Raw genomic sequence first — 15,093 nt, 5'->3', positions numbered from 1 at the left:
CCGGTTCTCCTTTTTTATCTGCCTTTCAGCATATCCAACGCCCCCCTCAAACCAACAGCTAATGCTATCGATTTAGCATTAGCTATCGTCGAAGCCGACCGCCTCAATGTGCAGCAGGTAGGAATTGGCGGGGGTGAGCTTCACACCGTAGAGGGCTTCGTAGAGATCGGGATGCCAGTCGCGCAAGGTATCAATGGCATAGACAAGGCGATCTCTGGTTTTCGCTATGAATGGGAAAGCGATAACCGGAATGCAAAAATTCTGATCTCTCTCAAACCAGAAATACTCGCCATCCTGCAATGCCCAGTCACTTTCCAGCAGCCGCTGGAATGCCTGTGGAAATTTTTTCCGCAGCGAAAATGGAACACCTATTCCGCCATGAACGAGTGTTTGTATTTCCAGAATTCCGAGGCCAAGCTGATCTATTTTTTGAGAAATACCCCAAGGAGTGGATATTGGCAAACGGAACTCCTTTCTGGAAATGCAGCAATTATCAGAGGCTGTCTGTAGAGGTATCCCTACAGACAACTCCCGAAGGAGTTGCATTTTTCGATCAGGGCTTTCTCATTTTCTTTGCCAGCGCAAGGCACACCAGTTGGCGTACCTTGCGCGGCTTTTTGAAACCGGCCAAATTTGGCCGGTTAATCATCAAGCGGCCAGTGCCCAGACACCACGCTCGCAGGATGCAAAGTGGTCGCTGTGCTGGTTGAGAACTTGCCTGACCTTGGCTTTCCAATTCGGGTTGTTCGCCAAACGCTCTGGAGCGTTCTCGGAAACCTTCTCATAGATGGCTGCCAGATCGGCTGTGCCCCCAAGGGCCATTAACACGGTTCGCACCAGTGATTTCCACGTCGATGCAAGGCGTGCGCTTTGCTGGTGGGCCATGATGGACAGGTTCGATAGGAACGATGCAATCACCTTCGGCTTCTGCCAGAGCAGGATGTATTCGTGCAGAATTCGAGGCATCTTCATGCGCGCATACGCCCGCGAGTCAGATACCGTGTTGTGCTGCTGCTTGATTAAAACCGCAGCCAGCTCATCGGCAGGCATCCGTGCAATGCACTCAGCTTGGTAAGAGGTGTAGCGCCCATTACGCCGCCAATCACCAATGATGGTGCCATAGTACCCGCCACCTTTAGTTGCTTCGCGCTGATTAAGCAGCGTGATGTGCAATTTCTCGTGGAAGTCTTGGTCATCAATGCAACGTGAGAGATCATCTGGATGGGACGAACCCCACACATTGCCCGAATACAGGATCATTCCGCCGTAAGGAGGGTGTGAAACCACCAAATCAGCGGGCTGGCCTACAACCGACAAGATACTTTCGCGCAGGACATTAAAGCCGCTGTGCAGGTCAAGGCCAAAAGCCTGTATTCCCATTTCACGCGCCACCTCAACCGAAGTGCCTGAACCTACCATTGGATCGATAAAGACACTGGGCTGTAGCTGCTCAAAAAGCGACTTATAAACATGCCCAGAGCAGTTGCCCCGCCAAGACGATTTACCCCAAGGGCCACGATCAGGAAAGGAAAGAACGCTCATTTTTTTCCCTCAAAATTGAACAGAGTTACGCATAATCAAAACAGCATCATCACTATCACTCGGTAATTTTACATTTTCCGAATCATAGACAGTTGCCAAATCCAAACACGTCCATCCACATTCATCTGACCAATAGCCTTCTCCGTCTTTCGCAGCTTCTTTTTCTGAATAAATGACCCAATTTTGGGTAAAATCTCCAGCAGCATAAGTTTCATTACTGATGGAATCACCAATTACTGTATTGCACGGAGCAACACGTTCTGTCGAAAAATCAATAATATCGCCACCAACGAATTGCTCAAGAATTTTATGAACAACGCCATCAGCATACAAATCATTGATTTCATCTACCAGAATTTTTGCGGTAACAATGTAAGCCATATCTATCCTTTCCTGCAAATGCAGTGTTTAAAAGATAGCAAGCAAAAAGCTGTCCGAATAGCTAAAAAACAAGCGATTCGGACAACCTTTTCAGGTCGTCTTTTTTTTCAAGAATAGTAAATAGAACTAATACATACCGTATTTTCACGATCTGCAATAAATTTCTTGATTTTATCGGCAACGTCTTTGGCTGTCATGCTGGCACGCCCTCTAAATACAAAGCATTGGTTGCCAGCTGTTCGAGCATAAATACTGGTAACATCCCCCCAATAATGCTCCATGAACTTAAAGCTCTCCACTCCATTAGCTGTGTTCCAGTCTTGGGGTGGCAAAACATCTAAAGCATCATCCCACTGTTCCAGCGTGATACGCGATGGTTCAGTGCAGTGACTTTCTTCGATCAAATTAGAAACGATGCTCCATTTTTCAATACGAAGTTTCCGTTTATATTCTGCTTCTAAAGATTGTTGGTCTTGGTTGCTATAAAAACCCAAAATCTTTCCAGATTCAGTACGGCGCACTGAGTCAATAAGGCGTGGTTTTTCGGTTTCAGTTGCAGGCGCGTAAAAAACTTCAAAATCGTTTTCCATGAGAAATTTCCTAAGAAAGGTTAAAAAACCAATCAGAAATTGACCAAAGTATTTTTTTACTTTGGTCAATCCCCGAAGGGATTGAGTTGATTATTTAGTCTTCATCGCTCCATGCGCTTGATGGCGCATCCAGCCTTCGCTCAAATTCGGAGAAATTGAGCAACATGCCTGTGGATTTGATAATCTGGCAATCTTTCAGGAATTTCTCTAAGCCAGAAACATCTTGTTTATTTTTCATGCTATAGTCCTCGAAATCAGAATTTTCATCCAGCAGGTTATCGCCTACTCGAATCTCGAAAACCGTGGTGCCACTGCTATCACGAACGTCGGCATAGAACATGCCACGCTCATCCAAGTTAGTGTAGTATCCGTATAAAAGGTCAATGCTCATTTGAATGGTTCCCAAAAAAGGTGTATGAAACCATTTAGAAACTAGCCCAAGCATCCAAAAGCTGCTTGGGTTAATTTCAAATTAAGGAGCAATCGGTGATTTGTATTTATCGAATTCATCAGAACTCAAAACTTTAGCATCCTCCTCAATAACATCAATTTTTTTAAGAAATTTTTCTAGTCCATTGGTGTCATTTTTATTGCTCATCCCATAAGCCTCGAAATAGAATTCACCTTCAGACACTTCCCAAGGAACTATATCGAAAACAGTTTCACCGCGCAAATTACGAGAATCTCGCACGTCAGCATAAAAAGTCCCTGGCACATCAAAATTGATGCAATAAACATAGATAATTTGGTCGCTTTTATTCATTTTTACAATTCCCTAAAAAGGTTAAAAAACCAATCAGAAACTGAGTCAAACATCCACAGTAAGATGCTTGACTCAATCCCCGAAGGGATTGAGAGGTGGCCTACAACTCAGTCAGAGCATTGCGCCCCAATTCAGTTGGTTCACCTTTTTCATCGGCAAACCCATGCTTCTGGAAAAATTCCAAAAGACCGGGTGATGTACCTTTATGCAGCTTCTTGCGAAACCGCATCACTTTTGCGAAATCTTTTTTCTTCTTTTGTTTTGGGGTCATATTGCCCCTCCTTTCTTATCAACTGGCCTTGAGCAGACCATTGTGCAGTGCAGCCCGATAGAGCTGACTGTATTTGTGCTTAGGCAAATCACCTGCGATGCGTTGATTGCGTCCCAGGTACATCACTGTCCGCACGCCCAGATCGAATCGCGTTGCACGAATCAATCCGCAGTCCATCATATCCTCCAGATCGGAGATGACCACTTCACCTTTTGGGGGTGCAGAGACATCAACTTTTTGCGAGGAACCATAGGAGAGAACGTAGCGATCACCCCCCAAATCCTCAAGGATCAGGGCGGGTCGTACTTTTGCTTGAGAGCCTTCAGCGAGGAAGGGAACAAAGACGATATTACCGATTGCAGCCATGACTAGCTCCTTGAGAAAAAAGGAGCCAGCCCGAAAGGGACAATGGCCCCTAGGGTGGTTAAATTCCGCAGTTGCGGTGATGAGTAACGCTATTGCAGCATAAAAAGCGCCGAAATTGTGGTGGAATAATTGCTGTTTTTTAAGAGCTATCGTGTGGCGGCCTGCAACGGTACACCGAACCAACTGGGTAGAGCTAGGTTCATACGAAAAAAAACCGGCCAAATTTGGCCGGTTCACCCACGGACAAGCAAAGCCGCCTGTGGATAACATTCTTTCTACTAGAATCCAGAGAACTAGCCTAATCGATTATAGATAATTCGACATGCTTTCCTGTCCGAGCAATCATATCAATCAAAGCATCAACGCTGAATTTCACAGATTTTTTGTTAATTACATCAGAAATTCTTGGGCGCGTTACACCTAAAATTTCCGCTGCATCTGACTGCTTTAGATTTTTCGATTCGATCCATTCTACCAATTCGGCCATCAATGAATCCTTAATGGCTAATTTTTCAGATATGATTCGCTGCGATTCTGCTTTTAAGGCGGCTGCCTCATTCTGCTCAAAACCTAAATCTGCGAAGATATTTCCACCAGCAGGTGTGATGTGTGCTGATTTAGTATCAATGCTCATTATTTACTCCTTTCTTGAATGACCGCTTTATAACGAGCGGCTGCAATATCTTTGTCATGCTTACTGGTCGCTGTTGTTTTCTTTTTAAAGCAATGCAGTACATAGACCGCTTCTGGAAACTTCGCCAGATACATTACACGAAACCAACCATCGCCAATGTTGATCCGAATTTCTTTTGTTCCTGTACCCACCACATCAAATGGCTTCCAGTCATCAGGCTCTAATCCAGCCTGTATTCGACTGAGCTGAAATCCAGCCTCCTTCCGCGCATTAGGAGTGAAGATGCTATCGTCCTTGATGTCGCGGAACGAAGAACCGCGCCAGTCAATAGGCTTTTCTTTGTTCACTTTTGCCTCCACATGAGTGTATCAAATTTTATACAAACAGCCTACTTCTTCCTTGGGCACCCAGTCTTGTACTCCGATGCCGTGCGCCCACCGCTCACCTAAGAGCGTCCGTACTGGCAATGATGGCTATTGAGAAGCCTACAAGCCTGCACTTGATGAACAGGTAGACGGCTGACTCTGGAAAAAAACCGGCCAAATTTGGCCGGTCGTTGCTGGAACAATTTGCCTATGCAGGAGCAGAGGCCACTGCCGCAGTCTCAGGCCAATCGCCTAAGTCGTCCATGTTTGCGATGATGATGCGCCCATCTGATACAGCTAGTAAGCCGTTATTAGAGAAGCGCTCCATAAACTTGTTCGCATCGATAGTGCCTTGGGCCGTGTCGGGGAACTCGGCAACGATGGCAAAGTTGCGCCCAAAATGGCGATAGTAGTGCGGTTCTAAGTGAGTACCGGGCAGTCCATAGGTTGCAGAGAACTCTAATGGATTGCTCAATGGATCGGGCTTGCCGAACATTGTCCGTCCTGCAATCCAATCAGCACACTTGCGACACAGACAACAGCCCGTATCTTGGTTATGCCATTGTTCCCATTTACCAGCATCACTACCACAGCACGCGCATTTTTTCATTGTTTTCATGATTTTCTTTCTGCAATCAATTAGACAACGGATGCCTCAGATTCAGATGCTTCTAAATTTGCAGCCTCAATCATTAAATCATGAAGGCTAATAATTTTCGATTCATCCCAGTCTATTCGGCCCCATCCATTTAGGTCATTGTCGATGTAGAAAACACCAAGGACATTCTTGGAGCTTTCGCTATCTGTGATGGCAAGCCACCAAGATTCACTTCCCGCAGAGACGGCAATTTTCATGACATCATTCAAATTGCGTGTGGTCGGTGAATTTTTTGTTTTAATGCAATAGCCCTTTGATAAAATCACCCGGACAAGATACTCAATTTCACTCATAAAACTCCATTCCCAAAATTGGTTAAAAAAGGAGTAACCTAGCAACAGGCTTTTCAATAGATTATTTCCATTGAAAAGCCCGCAGAACGGGCTTTTAAGATTTTTTCTAAATCAATTTTTGACCCATATCATCCATCCGTGCTAAAACAACACTTCCGTTTTCAATAGTTAAAACACCAACATTTGGAAAGTGATTCATAAAGATGTTTGCTGCTTTTTTTCCTTCTTCCGTTTCAGGATATAGAGCAACGATTGCGAACTGTAGCCCATAATGGGTGTGGTACTTTGGCTCATAATTGACACCAGGTAAGCCGTTATTTTTGCAAAAAATCAATGGATTAGTCCATCGATCTGACATAATCCAATCAGCACATTCTCGACAAATGCCAAAGCCCTTGTCTCGGTTATGCCATTGCTCCCAATTTCCAGCAGATTCCCCGCAACAGCAGCACTGAAGTGATTGACAGTTTTCCATAATTTACCTTTAATTTTCTTCTTTGTGTTGATAATTTACAATCAGCACTCCAAATTCTGAAATGCCAAAAATTTTCTCACCAAACTCGATATGACTCAAAGCACGGTGCAAGGCAAAAAGCACTTCTGCTATCTGCGTATCACCTTCACTCCAGCCCAATTTGATTTCCATGCGAGCAGTGCCGTTTTCCATCTCACTGTCTGCAAGGACTTCTACAATTTCAGTCTGTCCAATCAAACAGCCATTCCGATAAAGAGGCCCGGATTTCAGTGCAGTTTTCTCCAACAGCATTTTGCCAAAATTGAAGAAAATTGCTGGTAATTCATGTTCAAAATCAGACCGTGAAATCATGCCTCGGTCAAGCGTTACTACAAAATACATATTCACTCCATTCCAAAAAATTGGGTTAAAAAAGAGTGCTCTGTAAAACAGGCTTTCCAATAGATGCCTCCATTGGAAAGCCCGCATAGCGGACTTTCAATCAGAATTGAATCAGACCCACCTTTGCATTCGAGTTGACCAAAATTCCCGGCAATATTGATATTCCAATTTTACAAAAAGCAGAGGATCTTTATTGCCGTCAATCACCAATGCCTTATCTGCATCAACTGTCATGTTTCCATCAAGATCAGCCAAATATCTATCTTCTAGGTCTTTTTGCTTTCCCTGTAAAAACAACATCCACCCCGGCGAATAGAATCGCTGGTGACTTTCGGTTAGTTCAGAATTTTCCATATTATACAAGACCACAGCAAATTTTCTTAAAATCAAGAGATTCAACAAACTGAATGTCCTCAAGTCCATCACGAAATGCCTTCATTAAAAAGGGTTCCACTTTGAATTCCTCGGACAATGGTTCATTTTTCATCCCGACCAAATGTGCATAGTAATATGCTAAATCCCGATCTACGTCAGCCGCTTTTGTTTGGCTAATTAAATCGAGCGCTTTGGCAACTTGGATGTGGCAGCGAGCATTCAACTGATTCTGGCTTTTCATAATAAAAACTCCATTCCAAAATTTTGGTAAAAAGGAGTGGGCCTAACAACAGGCTTTCCAATAGAGTTATCCATTGGAAAGCCCGCAGAGCGGACTTTTCTTGAAAAATATTACATTTCCTTTCGATTAAAATTCATTACAGCAAGTAGTTATAGTGCTTCCAGCACTTCTATAGCCTTTTGACTTTATAGTGCGCCTAAAAGCAAGCGCCACAATGAAATCAATTAACCACAACCATGCAGGTAGCATGATGGATGGAGAGATCGGTAGGCTTCGGAGAAACCGGCCAAATTTGGCCGGTCGCTACCGGATCAGAACGCTGTGTGCATCTGGCTGGCGATAGCGTTAGGTGTAGCGTTGATTCACACTGTCACTTCAACTCGGAGGGGCATCATGAACCCAATCCAATCCTTCATTACCTTAGCGGTATCGAGCGGATCAGAATGGAATACAGCCTTACCTTTTAGCAAATCGGCATCATCGATATAAATATCAACTTTTTCCGTCTCCACACAAGAAACCGCATTGGTCAGCATCTTCCCGTTGAAGGGAAAAACAACTGTGTCATCGACCAATGTAGATTCAGCGCTGAATTCTTCACGCTGTTCACCATCGATAGATTGCACCGTAACCCTGCCTTTAGAAAAGACAAGAGCAGCATGAACTGAATCGGAAGCGGCGGTGACTCGATTAACCGCACGAACCAGCTCATCCCGATCTAGGACGGCTTGTGCATGGCGATTTTTTTGTGGCATGACCTTTCGCCAATTCGGGTAAGTACCCGCAATCAGCGTAACCAGCCATTTAATTGTGTCATTGCTAAAAAGAAGGCGCACATTGTCACCATCCCCAATCATTTCCACTGAAAATTCACTGTCATTAAAGACGGCATGAATGGCTTCAGCGGCAGATGCGGGCAAAATGAAATTTGCCGATAGACTTGCTGCAATATCAGTTTTGACAGCACAAAGCCTGATTCCGTCTGTACCAACGAGCTGCAAAACACCTTCGTCTGACTCGAAGCACACCCCCGTCAAGAAGACGCGCACATCGTTCTTGGCAGCATAGCTCAAGGGGCCATTGAGGTATTTCGATAGCTTGCTTCCTTCAGCAGAAAATAACTTCTGCTTCACGAGGTCAACAGTCTCAAAAATTGAATCTGCTTCGCCATCGTAAGGATGAAGAAGCCTGATTCTTGCACCAGCAAAGCTGATAGCAATTCCATTCTCTACTTTCTTAAAGGTGCAGACTGTGCTATCTGCCACACCATTAAAAATAGCGAGAATCTGTTTCTGTGACAAAGAAGCATTGCAGTTCTCAATAAAGCCATCCGTGGGTACTGCAATCATTACAGCACCCTCCATTGAAGAGGCCTTCACATAGAGCGAGTTGTGTTTAATTTCAATCGCGCAACTTCCCTTGTTGATGGCTTTCATAGCCTGCTTCATGGCTGTGCGAAGTTCACCAATAGTTGTCTTCATAAAAATCCCTTTCTTAAATTTGCTCAAAACTGAGCGTAATAGAGAGGGTAGGCTTAATGCCTTTCCTTTGCCCTCCATAGAAAACAAAGGAAAGACTTTACTTTAGATAATGGCAAAGTGGCGAACCACTTTACCCTTCTATTTTTAATCCGCTTTCTTTTTAAGACGCAACGATGATTCCTTGACAGGCATCCAATGAGCAGTCCAGTTCAGCATGTAGCGATAACCACACGCATACATAGACGACATAGGGTTTGGCTGATAAAGGCCCGTTACGATGAAAGACTTCTGCCCATTAGGCGGCGCTTCTCCGCTTCCATCAATGTGATAAATTACCTCATCACCAATCTTGAAAGCCAATTCTTTGCCGTTTTCAGGCGCAAACGGCTTTTTTTGATTGTGTTCGTTTATGATTTCTATTGCCCACTCGTGATGGCTACTCATCATATTTTCCTTTCAATAATTCCCTATAAAGGGTGTTAAAAAAGGATTGGCACTCGCCTTTTCTGTATCTTCCGATTAAAGATACAGAAAAATGAATGCTAAAAAGCAAGATATGAAAACCTTGCTTTCGCAAATCAAAGTCCGGCTTTAGTTCGCTGCTACTTCGTTTGGCATGAGACTTGATGCCCAAGCGAGCATACAGGCATGTCCACCAGCATACAGAGCGGTCAATGCACCCTGAGCAGGCAATCCTGACAGCACAAGTGCCATCCCAAAATCAGAACGGGCCGCTTCGATTTCAGCAGGCTTTGTTTCACTTTGATTTTCACTCATTAAACTTCTCCTTCGATTTTCAAAAGTATCGCACGCGAAAATTCAGCAGCGTCTGATTCTGAGCTACCAAGTTCGTTCAGCAGTCGTTCAACTGCTTCAACGAGATTTGGAGACTGCGCTATTAGACGAGCATTGGCTTGTCCCAGCTCCATAGCTTTGGCAGTGTGGATGCCATGAGCCGTCGCGGTGGTGATCTGTGCAACAGCCAGTCCACCAGCGGCTGGGCCTACTGCTACATCAATGAGCGACTCCCCCCGTAATTCCAGACTTCCCAAGGGCCAGCTGTGAATGCTTTTTTCATCATGAAAGGTTCCTTTCTTTTTCCCCAGTAAGGGTTGCTGAGAACCAATAGGCGCAAACGCCTTTCCTGTAGGCTCACAAACGAGCGAACACACAGGAAAGACAGATTGACTTGGGATGGTGGGGACGGCGCAGCACACCACAAGCAGGATGACTTGCTTCTAACGACATTCCGCAATTGCGGATAGCTGTATTGAAGCAGAAAAAGCAGCAATCTCTTTATTGAAAGATGCGCTATTCGTAGCGCCTTTCACATCGATTCAGCGCCTTGCTGCACAGAAGATAGAGGGCATCGCAACCTAAAAAAATTTCTGATGCCATCACATCAACGCATCCTAGCAGCCGCAACCGTGGCCTTTGCCGCGCTCTCAGTAGGCACGCTTACACATGCTGGCTGCATCACAGCGGACTTCGCACCGGCACTACCGTCCCCGCCCGCAGACGACTGGGCAGATGCACAGCGCCTCAAATTGATGCAGGAATTGCGAATCCCAGAACGGGTTGCCGCGATAAAAGCAGAAGATCACGACCCTACACCCAAGTTTTGGGCAGCGGCTGGATTGCAAGCGAAAGACCATCCCCAGCTTGAGCGGCAAATCACCGCATTGCAGAAAGAAGCGGAAAAAGTTACTTTGGCATTGAAAGACCACTACGCACGAGCGCGCCCCAACACCGCCGATAGCAGCTTGACCACCGTGGTATCAGTGCCCTGGCACGCATCCTATCCCAGCGGCCACGCCACCCAATCTATGTTGACAGCGCTGGCACTGGGGGCAGCCGTACCGTCAGCAGCACCAGCCCTAAAGTCTTTGGCCATCGATGTGGCCCACGGACGCGAAATTGCTGGTCTGCACTATGCCAGTGACACACAAGCAGGCTTCGAGCTTGCTCAACAAATTTGGGATGCAACGAAGGCAGATTGCAAGCCACACGCATTACCCAAATACCACATTGCAGAGTTTGACCAGAAAGCCCCACCTCAAACTTTCCAACCCTGATTGCTTGCGTAACGCAAATTTGACTTCACCCGTTGCTCAAGTAATCTTGATTCGTAAGCCACTTAAATCAACTGAAAGGAAACCTCATGGCCGACAAAATTTATCAACTGACCGAAGAAGATGGCAAACAACGCCTGATCCAAGCCACAAACGAAAGCGCTGCTTTGCTTTATGCAATTGGTGCCAAGTTTCAGATCAAGGTAGCAAATGCTGTCGAAACAGCCAAATTGCTAGGCATCGGTGCTGTTTTGGAAGTTGTCCCTGATACCCGCGTGCCACGCAAGCCACGGGGTAGCAAAGCTGCTGAACAGGCTGCTGCACCTGAAGCCGCGCCAAGCCAAGATAATTTGCTTGATCTGCAGCCCAAAGAAAATGCAGCAGAAGGTCATTTGGCAGCTGCTGATCAAGCGGCTCCAGAACAGCCTACCGAATAACCCGCTTAAACACTAAGCACAGCCCGCAGTGCGCGGGCTTTTTTTTGGAAAAATCATGCAAAGCACTACTACCAAAAAATTTACACCCAGTTTTGATTGGGAAATTTCGGCGGACGATTCGAGTGTCAATCACCCCGACCTGAAGGTCGGAGCTTGTAAAAGCTAGGTTGAAACAGGATGAAGATGCCGACCGCATAGCCACCCTTTGGAATTTCGGCAAAGGCGTTCCGACCAGAGAACTAAAAGGCCGTTCTCTGACAGCAGAGCGCATCAGCAGCGAAATCTATCGCAACGAGCTTCAGCAAGAACTTGCCAATTTGCGAATCGCTTTAGCCAAGGAAAAAGAAGCCCACGCAAAAACAAAAAAAGCACTGGCCTGCTTGCAATCCACCGCCAAAGCCTAAACCAATTTCTTCACCAAAAATTTCCACAGAAATAACGCCATGTTCAAGAATCTCATTATTTATCGTATCGCCGGATTGACCGCTGATGATTTCCAGCGCGCAGAACAAGCCTTGAACGAAAGCGCCTTCACGCCATGCAAGCCAACTGAAGAACGCTCTCACGGCTGGATTCCCCCTCGCCGCGAAGAAAACGGGCCGCTGATCGAGTCGGTGGGTGGGCAATGGCTACTCCGGTTTAAGACCGAAACGAAGTTGCTGCCAGCAAGCGTAATTGCTCAGAAGGTACAAGAAAAAGCTGCTGCAATTGAGCAAACCACAGGCCACAAACCCGGTAAGCGCGAATGCCGCGAGCTTAAAGAAGAAGCCAAACTCGACCTGCTACCACAAGCCTTCACACGGCACGGCACCACGTTGGTTTGGATTGATCCGAAAGCGCAATTTTTAGTAGTGGATACAGCCAGCCAGACCAAGGCCGACGAGCTGACCACAGCTTTGGTCAAAGCCATCGACGGCCTATCCCTGCGGCTGCTGGATACACAAACCTCTCCTGCCACGGCGATGGCCAACTGGCTAAGTAGCCAATACGCTCCAGCCGATTTCAGCATTGACCGGGAATGCGAACTCAAGGGCAGTGGTGAAGAAAAATCGGTAGTTAAGTACGGGCGGCACCCGCTGGACATCGAAGAAATCCGTGCCCATATCGAGGCAGGAAAAATGCCTACCAAGCTGGCGCTTACTTGGCAGGATCGGGTTTCGTTTGTCCTGACCGATAGCCTACAGATCAAGAAGATCAGCCTGCTAGATGTGGTGACGCAGGACAAAAGTGAGGACGGCTTTGATGCAGATGTCGCTATCTTCACCGGAGAGATGGCGGCGCTGATTCCATGCTTGATTGATGTATTGGATGGCGAGCGCATCGATAAGCACTGTCCTGAACAGGGTGTTTTTCTAAGCCAGTAGCAAAGCAAGAAATCCGCATTCGATTGCGGATTAGCTTTTTCAAAACAAACACTTAAATTAAAGATTTTTAATATCATGAATCAAGAATCACTTAATCACACGCCCCAAGTCCAGCCTGAAGCATTGCGGCTGGCTGATGCGCTTAAACACAAGCGCGTTCTTAATGTTGGCAAAGGCGATCCTCTCGATCAGGCTGCTGACGAGCTGCTACGCTTGCACACCGAATACCAAGCCCTTGCCACCAGCTACGGCGTGGCCCAGCTGGAAATCGAAAACCTACAAGCCCGTCTGATTCATGTGAATAAGCAGCATAGGCTATGGTTCGCACGGGCACAGGAGCTTGAGCAAACAGCACTCGAACCGCTGACAGCAGATCGCGCAATGACCATTGCAATGGAAATCGAATCCAATCAAAACTTCTTGCGCGGCACAACCAATTGGGTAGTCGCCGTTACTCGCGCCATTGAAGCAGCCCACGGCATCGTAACCACCGAATCACTGGAGCAACCAACCCCAGCCTCAGATGAAAGGGCAAGCACTCTGATGCCATTGGACGAAGTACAGAAAAATTTGCACCAGCCTCAGTTGCCAGCACCGCAGCTAAATCACCAGTCACTATATCAACTAATTTCAGAATTAGCTACACAACTCGAAAAAATCGTGACTGCATCTGACGGCGTAACGGCAGAGGGCGTTGATTTATACGATGCGTGCCAAGCATTGCATAAGTCCAAGCAGTTACGGAAATTGACACCATCGACTTAGTTGATATTATTAACCTACCGACCCGCAAAATCTACGGGTTAATTTATAATTGTAAATAGTCATGCCCGCCATCGACCCCAAAATTCTTTCAAAAATTAAAAAGTGCTTGGCCTTGAGCAACTCACCCAACCCCCACGAAGCAGCGGCGGCGATGAGGCAAGCGCAAGCACTCATGCGGAAGTACGGCGTAGAAGCGCACGATGTTTCTATGTCGGAAGTTGGGGAGGCTACTGTCAACAGCCGAACAATGGCACGCGATAAACCGGCAAATTGGGAGCTAACTCTTGCTGCAATGGTAGGAAAAGCATTCGGTTGCCAGATGCTAATAAGTCGGAGTGTCTATAAAAAAGAATACCGGGCACATGCAAACGAAGGTAAATTCATTTTTATTGGACAAAAAGCACAAGCCGAAATTGCAGCCTACACCGCAGAGGTACTTGCAAGAAAATGCAAATCTTCCAGACAAACTTGGATCAAGGAAAATTCAGAAGCTATTCGCAGTGCTGGTGGTAATAAATCAACTATCACTCGCATGGGCGATGCTTTTTCGGAAGGCTGGGTCGGCGCTATTGGGCAGCTAGTACAAGATTTTGCTAATCCACCTGACATTGAGCAGGCTATTACCCAAATTATCGCAAGCAAAAGCCGGAGTGATACAAAATTTACCGGGCGCGAACTGAAAAAAATCGGTGAACACGAGCGAACTGCTGCACGCATGGGATTTCGTGCCGCAAAGGGTGAATCACTATACCGCCCGATGGCTACAGAAAGAGAAAACTTGAGATTGGCTTGAACCGTATAAAATCAATCAAAAATCAGACCAAAATAAAAATGCCAGCACTTACAGAGCCACCCTATTTAATGCCATGCCCTTTTTGTGGATGCGAACTAGAATCGCTGTGGAATTTACCAAATCCACGGGCCAGATGCAAAACCCCTGAATGCCAAGGCTCAAGGATGCCTGTTCTTTCTTTAGATTTACCAGAAGATATTGCACGCTGGAACACCCGAGCGACACCGCCTTTTATGGAACAAACCGCACGGCGGCAGCAACTTACTGACGAAATGATTGATGCAATCATTAGTTCTATGCCTGGCGGCATGGATGGCTTTCTGAAATTTTGGGGGCTTCGAGATTTCGCACGCACTACTCAAGCGGTTCTGGTAACACTATTGCCGTTTGAGCGATTCGCCCCTCGCAGGCCACTTACCAGCGAGCATATCCAATCTATTGACAACAGAACCCATTTTCATGAGTCACCAGACTGGCCTATACGCTTTGCAAGAGCTATTGAGGCTGCACATGATATTACCGATATTGAAAGCTAAAATTTCATTGGTATAATCATTGTTATTGTCAATCACCCCATCCTGAAGGATGGGACTTGGAACTGAAAAGTACCAAGCCGGGTTGACCAGGGAAAGCGGTAGCCAATCCGCTACGTGAGTAATAGGTCGTTCAGACGCACCAGCAAATGCTTCCTCAGTTTGCTGCTCTGCAAGGTTTTAATCATGCTGGGCAAAGGTAAAGGCCCGAAGGTTTAGACCGCAGCCTGCAAAGGCTGGAGCCGATTATTCACATTCCCGAGGGGAGACACGCCGTAAGGTGTGCGTCACTAGGCCCGTAAGGGCAGAAATT

The 15,093-nt window shown here is 46.3% G+C and carries 27 protein-coding genes; 7 read left to right on the top strand and 20 right to left on the bottom strand.

The genetic code is table 11. The features are described from left to right. Positions 1–78 precede the first annotated feature (78 nt). The 20 genes from PHX60_RS07080 to PHX60_RS06985 all read right to left on the bottom strand — a co-directional run bounded on the left by PHX60_RS07080 (position 79) and on the right by PHX60_RS06985 (position 9,988). Entirely contained in the window at positions 79–462 is a 384-nt protein-coding gene (locus PHX60_RS07080) for a hypothetical protein (RefSeq protein ID WP_300076226.1), read from the bottom strand. A gap of 186 nt (positions 463–648) precedes the next feature. Further along, complete coding sequence (locus tag PHX60_RS07075) at positions 649–1,542, bottom strand: hypothetical protein (protein ID WP_300076224.1); 894 nt, start codon at positions 1,540–1,542, stop codon at positions 649–651. A 9-nt stretch (positions 1,543–1,551) separates the two neighbouring features. Then, positions 1,552–1,923: a hypothetical protein gene (locus PHX60_RS07070; RefSeq protein WP_300076222.1), complete on the bottom strand. Its 372-nt coding sequence runs from the start codon at positions 1,921–1,923 to the stop codon at positions 1,552–1,554. A 107-nt stretch (positions 1,924–2,030) separates the two neighbouring features. Further along, complete coding sequence (locus PHX60_RS07065; RefSeq protein WP_300076220.1) at positions 2,031–2,513, bottom strand: hypothetical protein; 483 nt, start codon at positions 2,511–2,513, stop codon at positions 2,031–2,033. A 94-nt stretch (positions 2,514–2,607) separates the two neighbouring features. Then, complete coding sequence (locus tag PHX60_RS07060; RefSeq protein ID WP_300076218.1) at positions 2,608–2,904, bottom strand: hypothetical protein; 297 nt, start codon at positions 2,902–2,904, stop codon at positions 2,608–2,610. An 81-nt stretch (positions 2,905–2,985) separates the two neighbouring features. Further along, on the bottom strand, positions 2,986–3,276 hold the full coding sequence (locus PHX60_RS07055; protein ID WP_300076216.1) for a hypothetical protein: 291 nt from the start codon (positions 3,274–3,276) through the stop codon (positions 2,986–2,988). A gap of 100 nt (positions 3,277–3,376) precedes the next feature. After that, a complete protein-coding gene (locus PHX60_RS07050; RefSeq protein ID WP_300076214.1) occupies positions 3,377–3,547 on the bottom strand; it encodes a hypothetical protein in 171 nt (56 codons plus the stop codon). Positions 3,548–3,565: 18 nt separating this feature from the next. Beyond that, positions 3,566–4,183 carry a hypothetical protein gene (locus PHX60_RS07045; protein ID WP_300076212.1) on the bottom strand — a complete coding sequence of 206 codons (618 nt, stop codon included), beginning with the start codon at positions 4,181–4,183 and terminating at the stop codon, positions 3,566–3,568. 28 nt (positions 4,184–4,211) lie between these two features. Continuing rightward, positions 4,212–4,547, bottom strand: a complete 336-nt coding sequence (locus PHX60_RS07040) for an XRE family transcriptional regulator (protein ID WP_300076210.1) — start codon at positions 4,545–4,547, stop codon at positions 4,212–4,214. Then, positions 4,547–4,894, bottom strand: coding sequence for a type II toxin-antitoxin system RelE/ParE family toxin (locus PHX60_RS07035; protein ID WP_300076208.1), 348 nt, complete (start codon positions 4,892–4,894; stop codon positions 4,547–4,549). The genes PHX60_RS07040 and PHX60_RS07035 overlap by 1 nt, the downstream gene beginning before the upstream one ends. A 226-nt stretch (positions 4,895–5,120) precedes the next feature. Then, positions 5,121–5,531: a hypothetical protein gene (locus PHX60_RS07030; protein WP_300076206.1), complete on the bottom strand. Its 411-nt coding sequence runs from the start codon at positions 5,529–5,531 to the stop codon at positions 5,121–5,123. Between the two features lie 20 nt (positions 5,532–5,551). After that, a complete protein-coding gene (locus tag PHX60_RS07025; protein ID WP_300076204.1) occupies positions 5,552–5,863 on the bottom strand; it encodes a hypothetical protein in 312 nt (103 codons plus the stop codon). A gap of 106 nt (positions 5,864–5,969) precedes the next feature. Further along, positions 5,970–6,338, bottom strand: a complete 369-nt coding sequence (locus PHX60_RS07020) for a hypothetical protein (RefSeq protein WP_300076202.1) — start codon at positions 6,336–6,338, stop codon at positions 5,970–5,972. A gap of 9 nt (positions 6,339–6,347) precedes the next feature. Next, positions 6,348–6,779, bottom strand: coding sequence for a hypothetical protein (locus PHX60_RS07015; RefSeq protein WP_300076200.1), 432 nt, complete (start codon positions 6,777–6,779; stop codon positions 6,348–6,350). Positions 6,780–6,830: 51 nt separating this feature from the next. Continuing rightward, a complete protein-coding gene (locus PHX60_RS07010; RefSeq protein WP_300076198.1) occupies positions 6,831–7,073 on the bottom strand; it encodes a hypothetical protein in 243 nt (80 codons plus the stop codon). Position 7,074: 1 nt separating this feature from the next. Further along, a complete protein-coding gene (locus PHX60_RS07005) occupies positions 7,075–7,335 on the bottom strand; it encodes a hypothetical protein (RefSeq protein WP_300076196.1) in 261 nt (86 codons plus the stop codon). A gap of 362 nt (positions 7,336–7,697) precedes the next feature. Continuing rightward, on the bottom strand, positions 7,698–8,816 hold the full coding sequence (locus PHX60_RS07000; RefSeq protein WP_300076194.1) for a DNA polymerase III subunit beta: 1,119 nt from the start codon (positions 8,814–8,816) through the stop codon (positions 7,698–7,700). A 144-nt stretch (positions 8,817–8,960) separates the two neighbouring features. Then, positions 8,961–9,260: a hypothetical protein gene (locus PHX60_RS06995; RefSeq protein WP_300076192.1), complete on the bottom strand. Its 300-nt coding sequence runs from the start codon at positions 9,258–9,260 to the stop codon at positions 8,961–8,963. Positions 9,261–9,407: 147 nt separating this feature from the next. Beyond that, the gene (locus tag PHX60_RS06990; RefSeq protein ID WP_300076190.1) at positions 9,408–9,593 is read right to left on the bottom strand and encodes a hypothetical protein; all 186 of its coding nucleotides are present in this window, start codon (positions 9,591–9,593) and stop codon (positions 9,408–9,410) included. Further along, positions 9,593–9,988, bottom strand: a complete 396-nt coding sequence (locus tag PHX60_RS06985; protein WP_300076188.1) for a hypothetical protein — start codon at positions 9,986–9,988, stop codon at positions 9,593–9,595. The genes PHX60_RS06990 and PHX60_RS06985 overlap by 1 nt, the downstream gene beginning before the upstream one ends. Positions 9,989–10,243: 255 nt before the next feature. Here PHX60_RS06985 and PHX60_RS06980 point away from each other — a divergent pair, with 255 nt between their 5' ends. From PHX60_RS06980 to PHX60_RS06950, 7 genes are all read left to right on the top strand, one after another. Beyond that, a complete protein-coding gene (locus PHX60_RS06980) occupies positions 10,244–10,891 on the top strand; it encodes a phosphatase PAP2 family protein (RefSeq protein WP_300076186.1) in 648 nt (215 codons plus the stop codon). Between the two features lie 86 nt (positions 10,892–10,977). Beyond that, positions 10,978–11,325, top strand: coding sequence for a hypothetical protein (locus PHX60_RS06975; RefSeq protein ID WP_300076184.1), 348 nt, complete (start codon positions 10,978–10,980; stop codon positions 11,323–11,325). A gap of 167 nt (positions 11,326–11,492) precedes the next feature. Then, positions 11,493–11,729: a hypothetical protein gene (locus tag PHX60_RS06970; protein WP_300076182.1), complete on the top strand. Its 237-nt coding sequence runs from the start codon at positions 11,493–11,495 to the stop codon at positions 11,727–11,729. A gap of 39 nt (positions 11,730–11,768) precedes the next feature. Then, entirely contained in the window at positions 11,769–12,689 is a 921-nt protein-coding gene (locus tag PHX60_RS06965; RefSeq protein ID WP_300076180.1) for a recombination-associated protein RdgC, read from the top strand. A 75-nt stretch (positions 12,690–12,764) separates the two neighbouring features. Further along, on the top strand, positions 12,765–13,454 hold the full coding sequence (locus tag PHX60_RS06960; RefSeq protein ID WP_300076178.1) for a hypothetical protein: 690 nt from the start codon (positions 12,765–12,767) through the stop codon (positions 13,452–13,454). A 61-nt stretch (positions 13,455–13,515) separates the two neighbouring features. Further along, complete coding sequence (locus tag PHX60_RS06955; protein ID WP_300076176.1) at positions 13,516–14,247, top strand: DUF2786 domain-containing protein; 732 nt, start codon at positions 13,516–13,518, stop codon at positions 14,245–14,247. 164 nt (positions 14,248–14,411) lie between these two features. Next, positions 14,412–14,783 (top strand): hypothetical protein, encoded by a 372-nt coding sequence (locus tag PHX60_RS06950; protein WP_300076174.1) that lies wholly within the window; start codon positions 14,412–14,414, stop codon positions 14,781–14,783. Positions 14,784–15,093 lie beyond the last annotated feature (310 nt).

Source organism: Giesbergeria sp., assembly GCF_028686475.1.
Lineage (GTDB): Bacteria > Pseudomonadota > Gammaproteobacteria > Burkholderiales > Burkholderiaceae_C > Simplicispira.
Note: the sequence above shows the minus strand (reverse complement) of the source record. Positions and strands in the feature narration are given on the sequence as shown.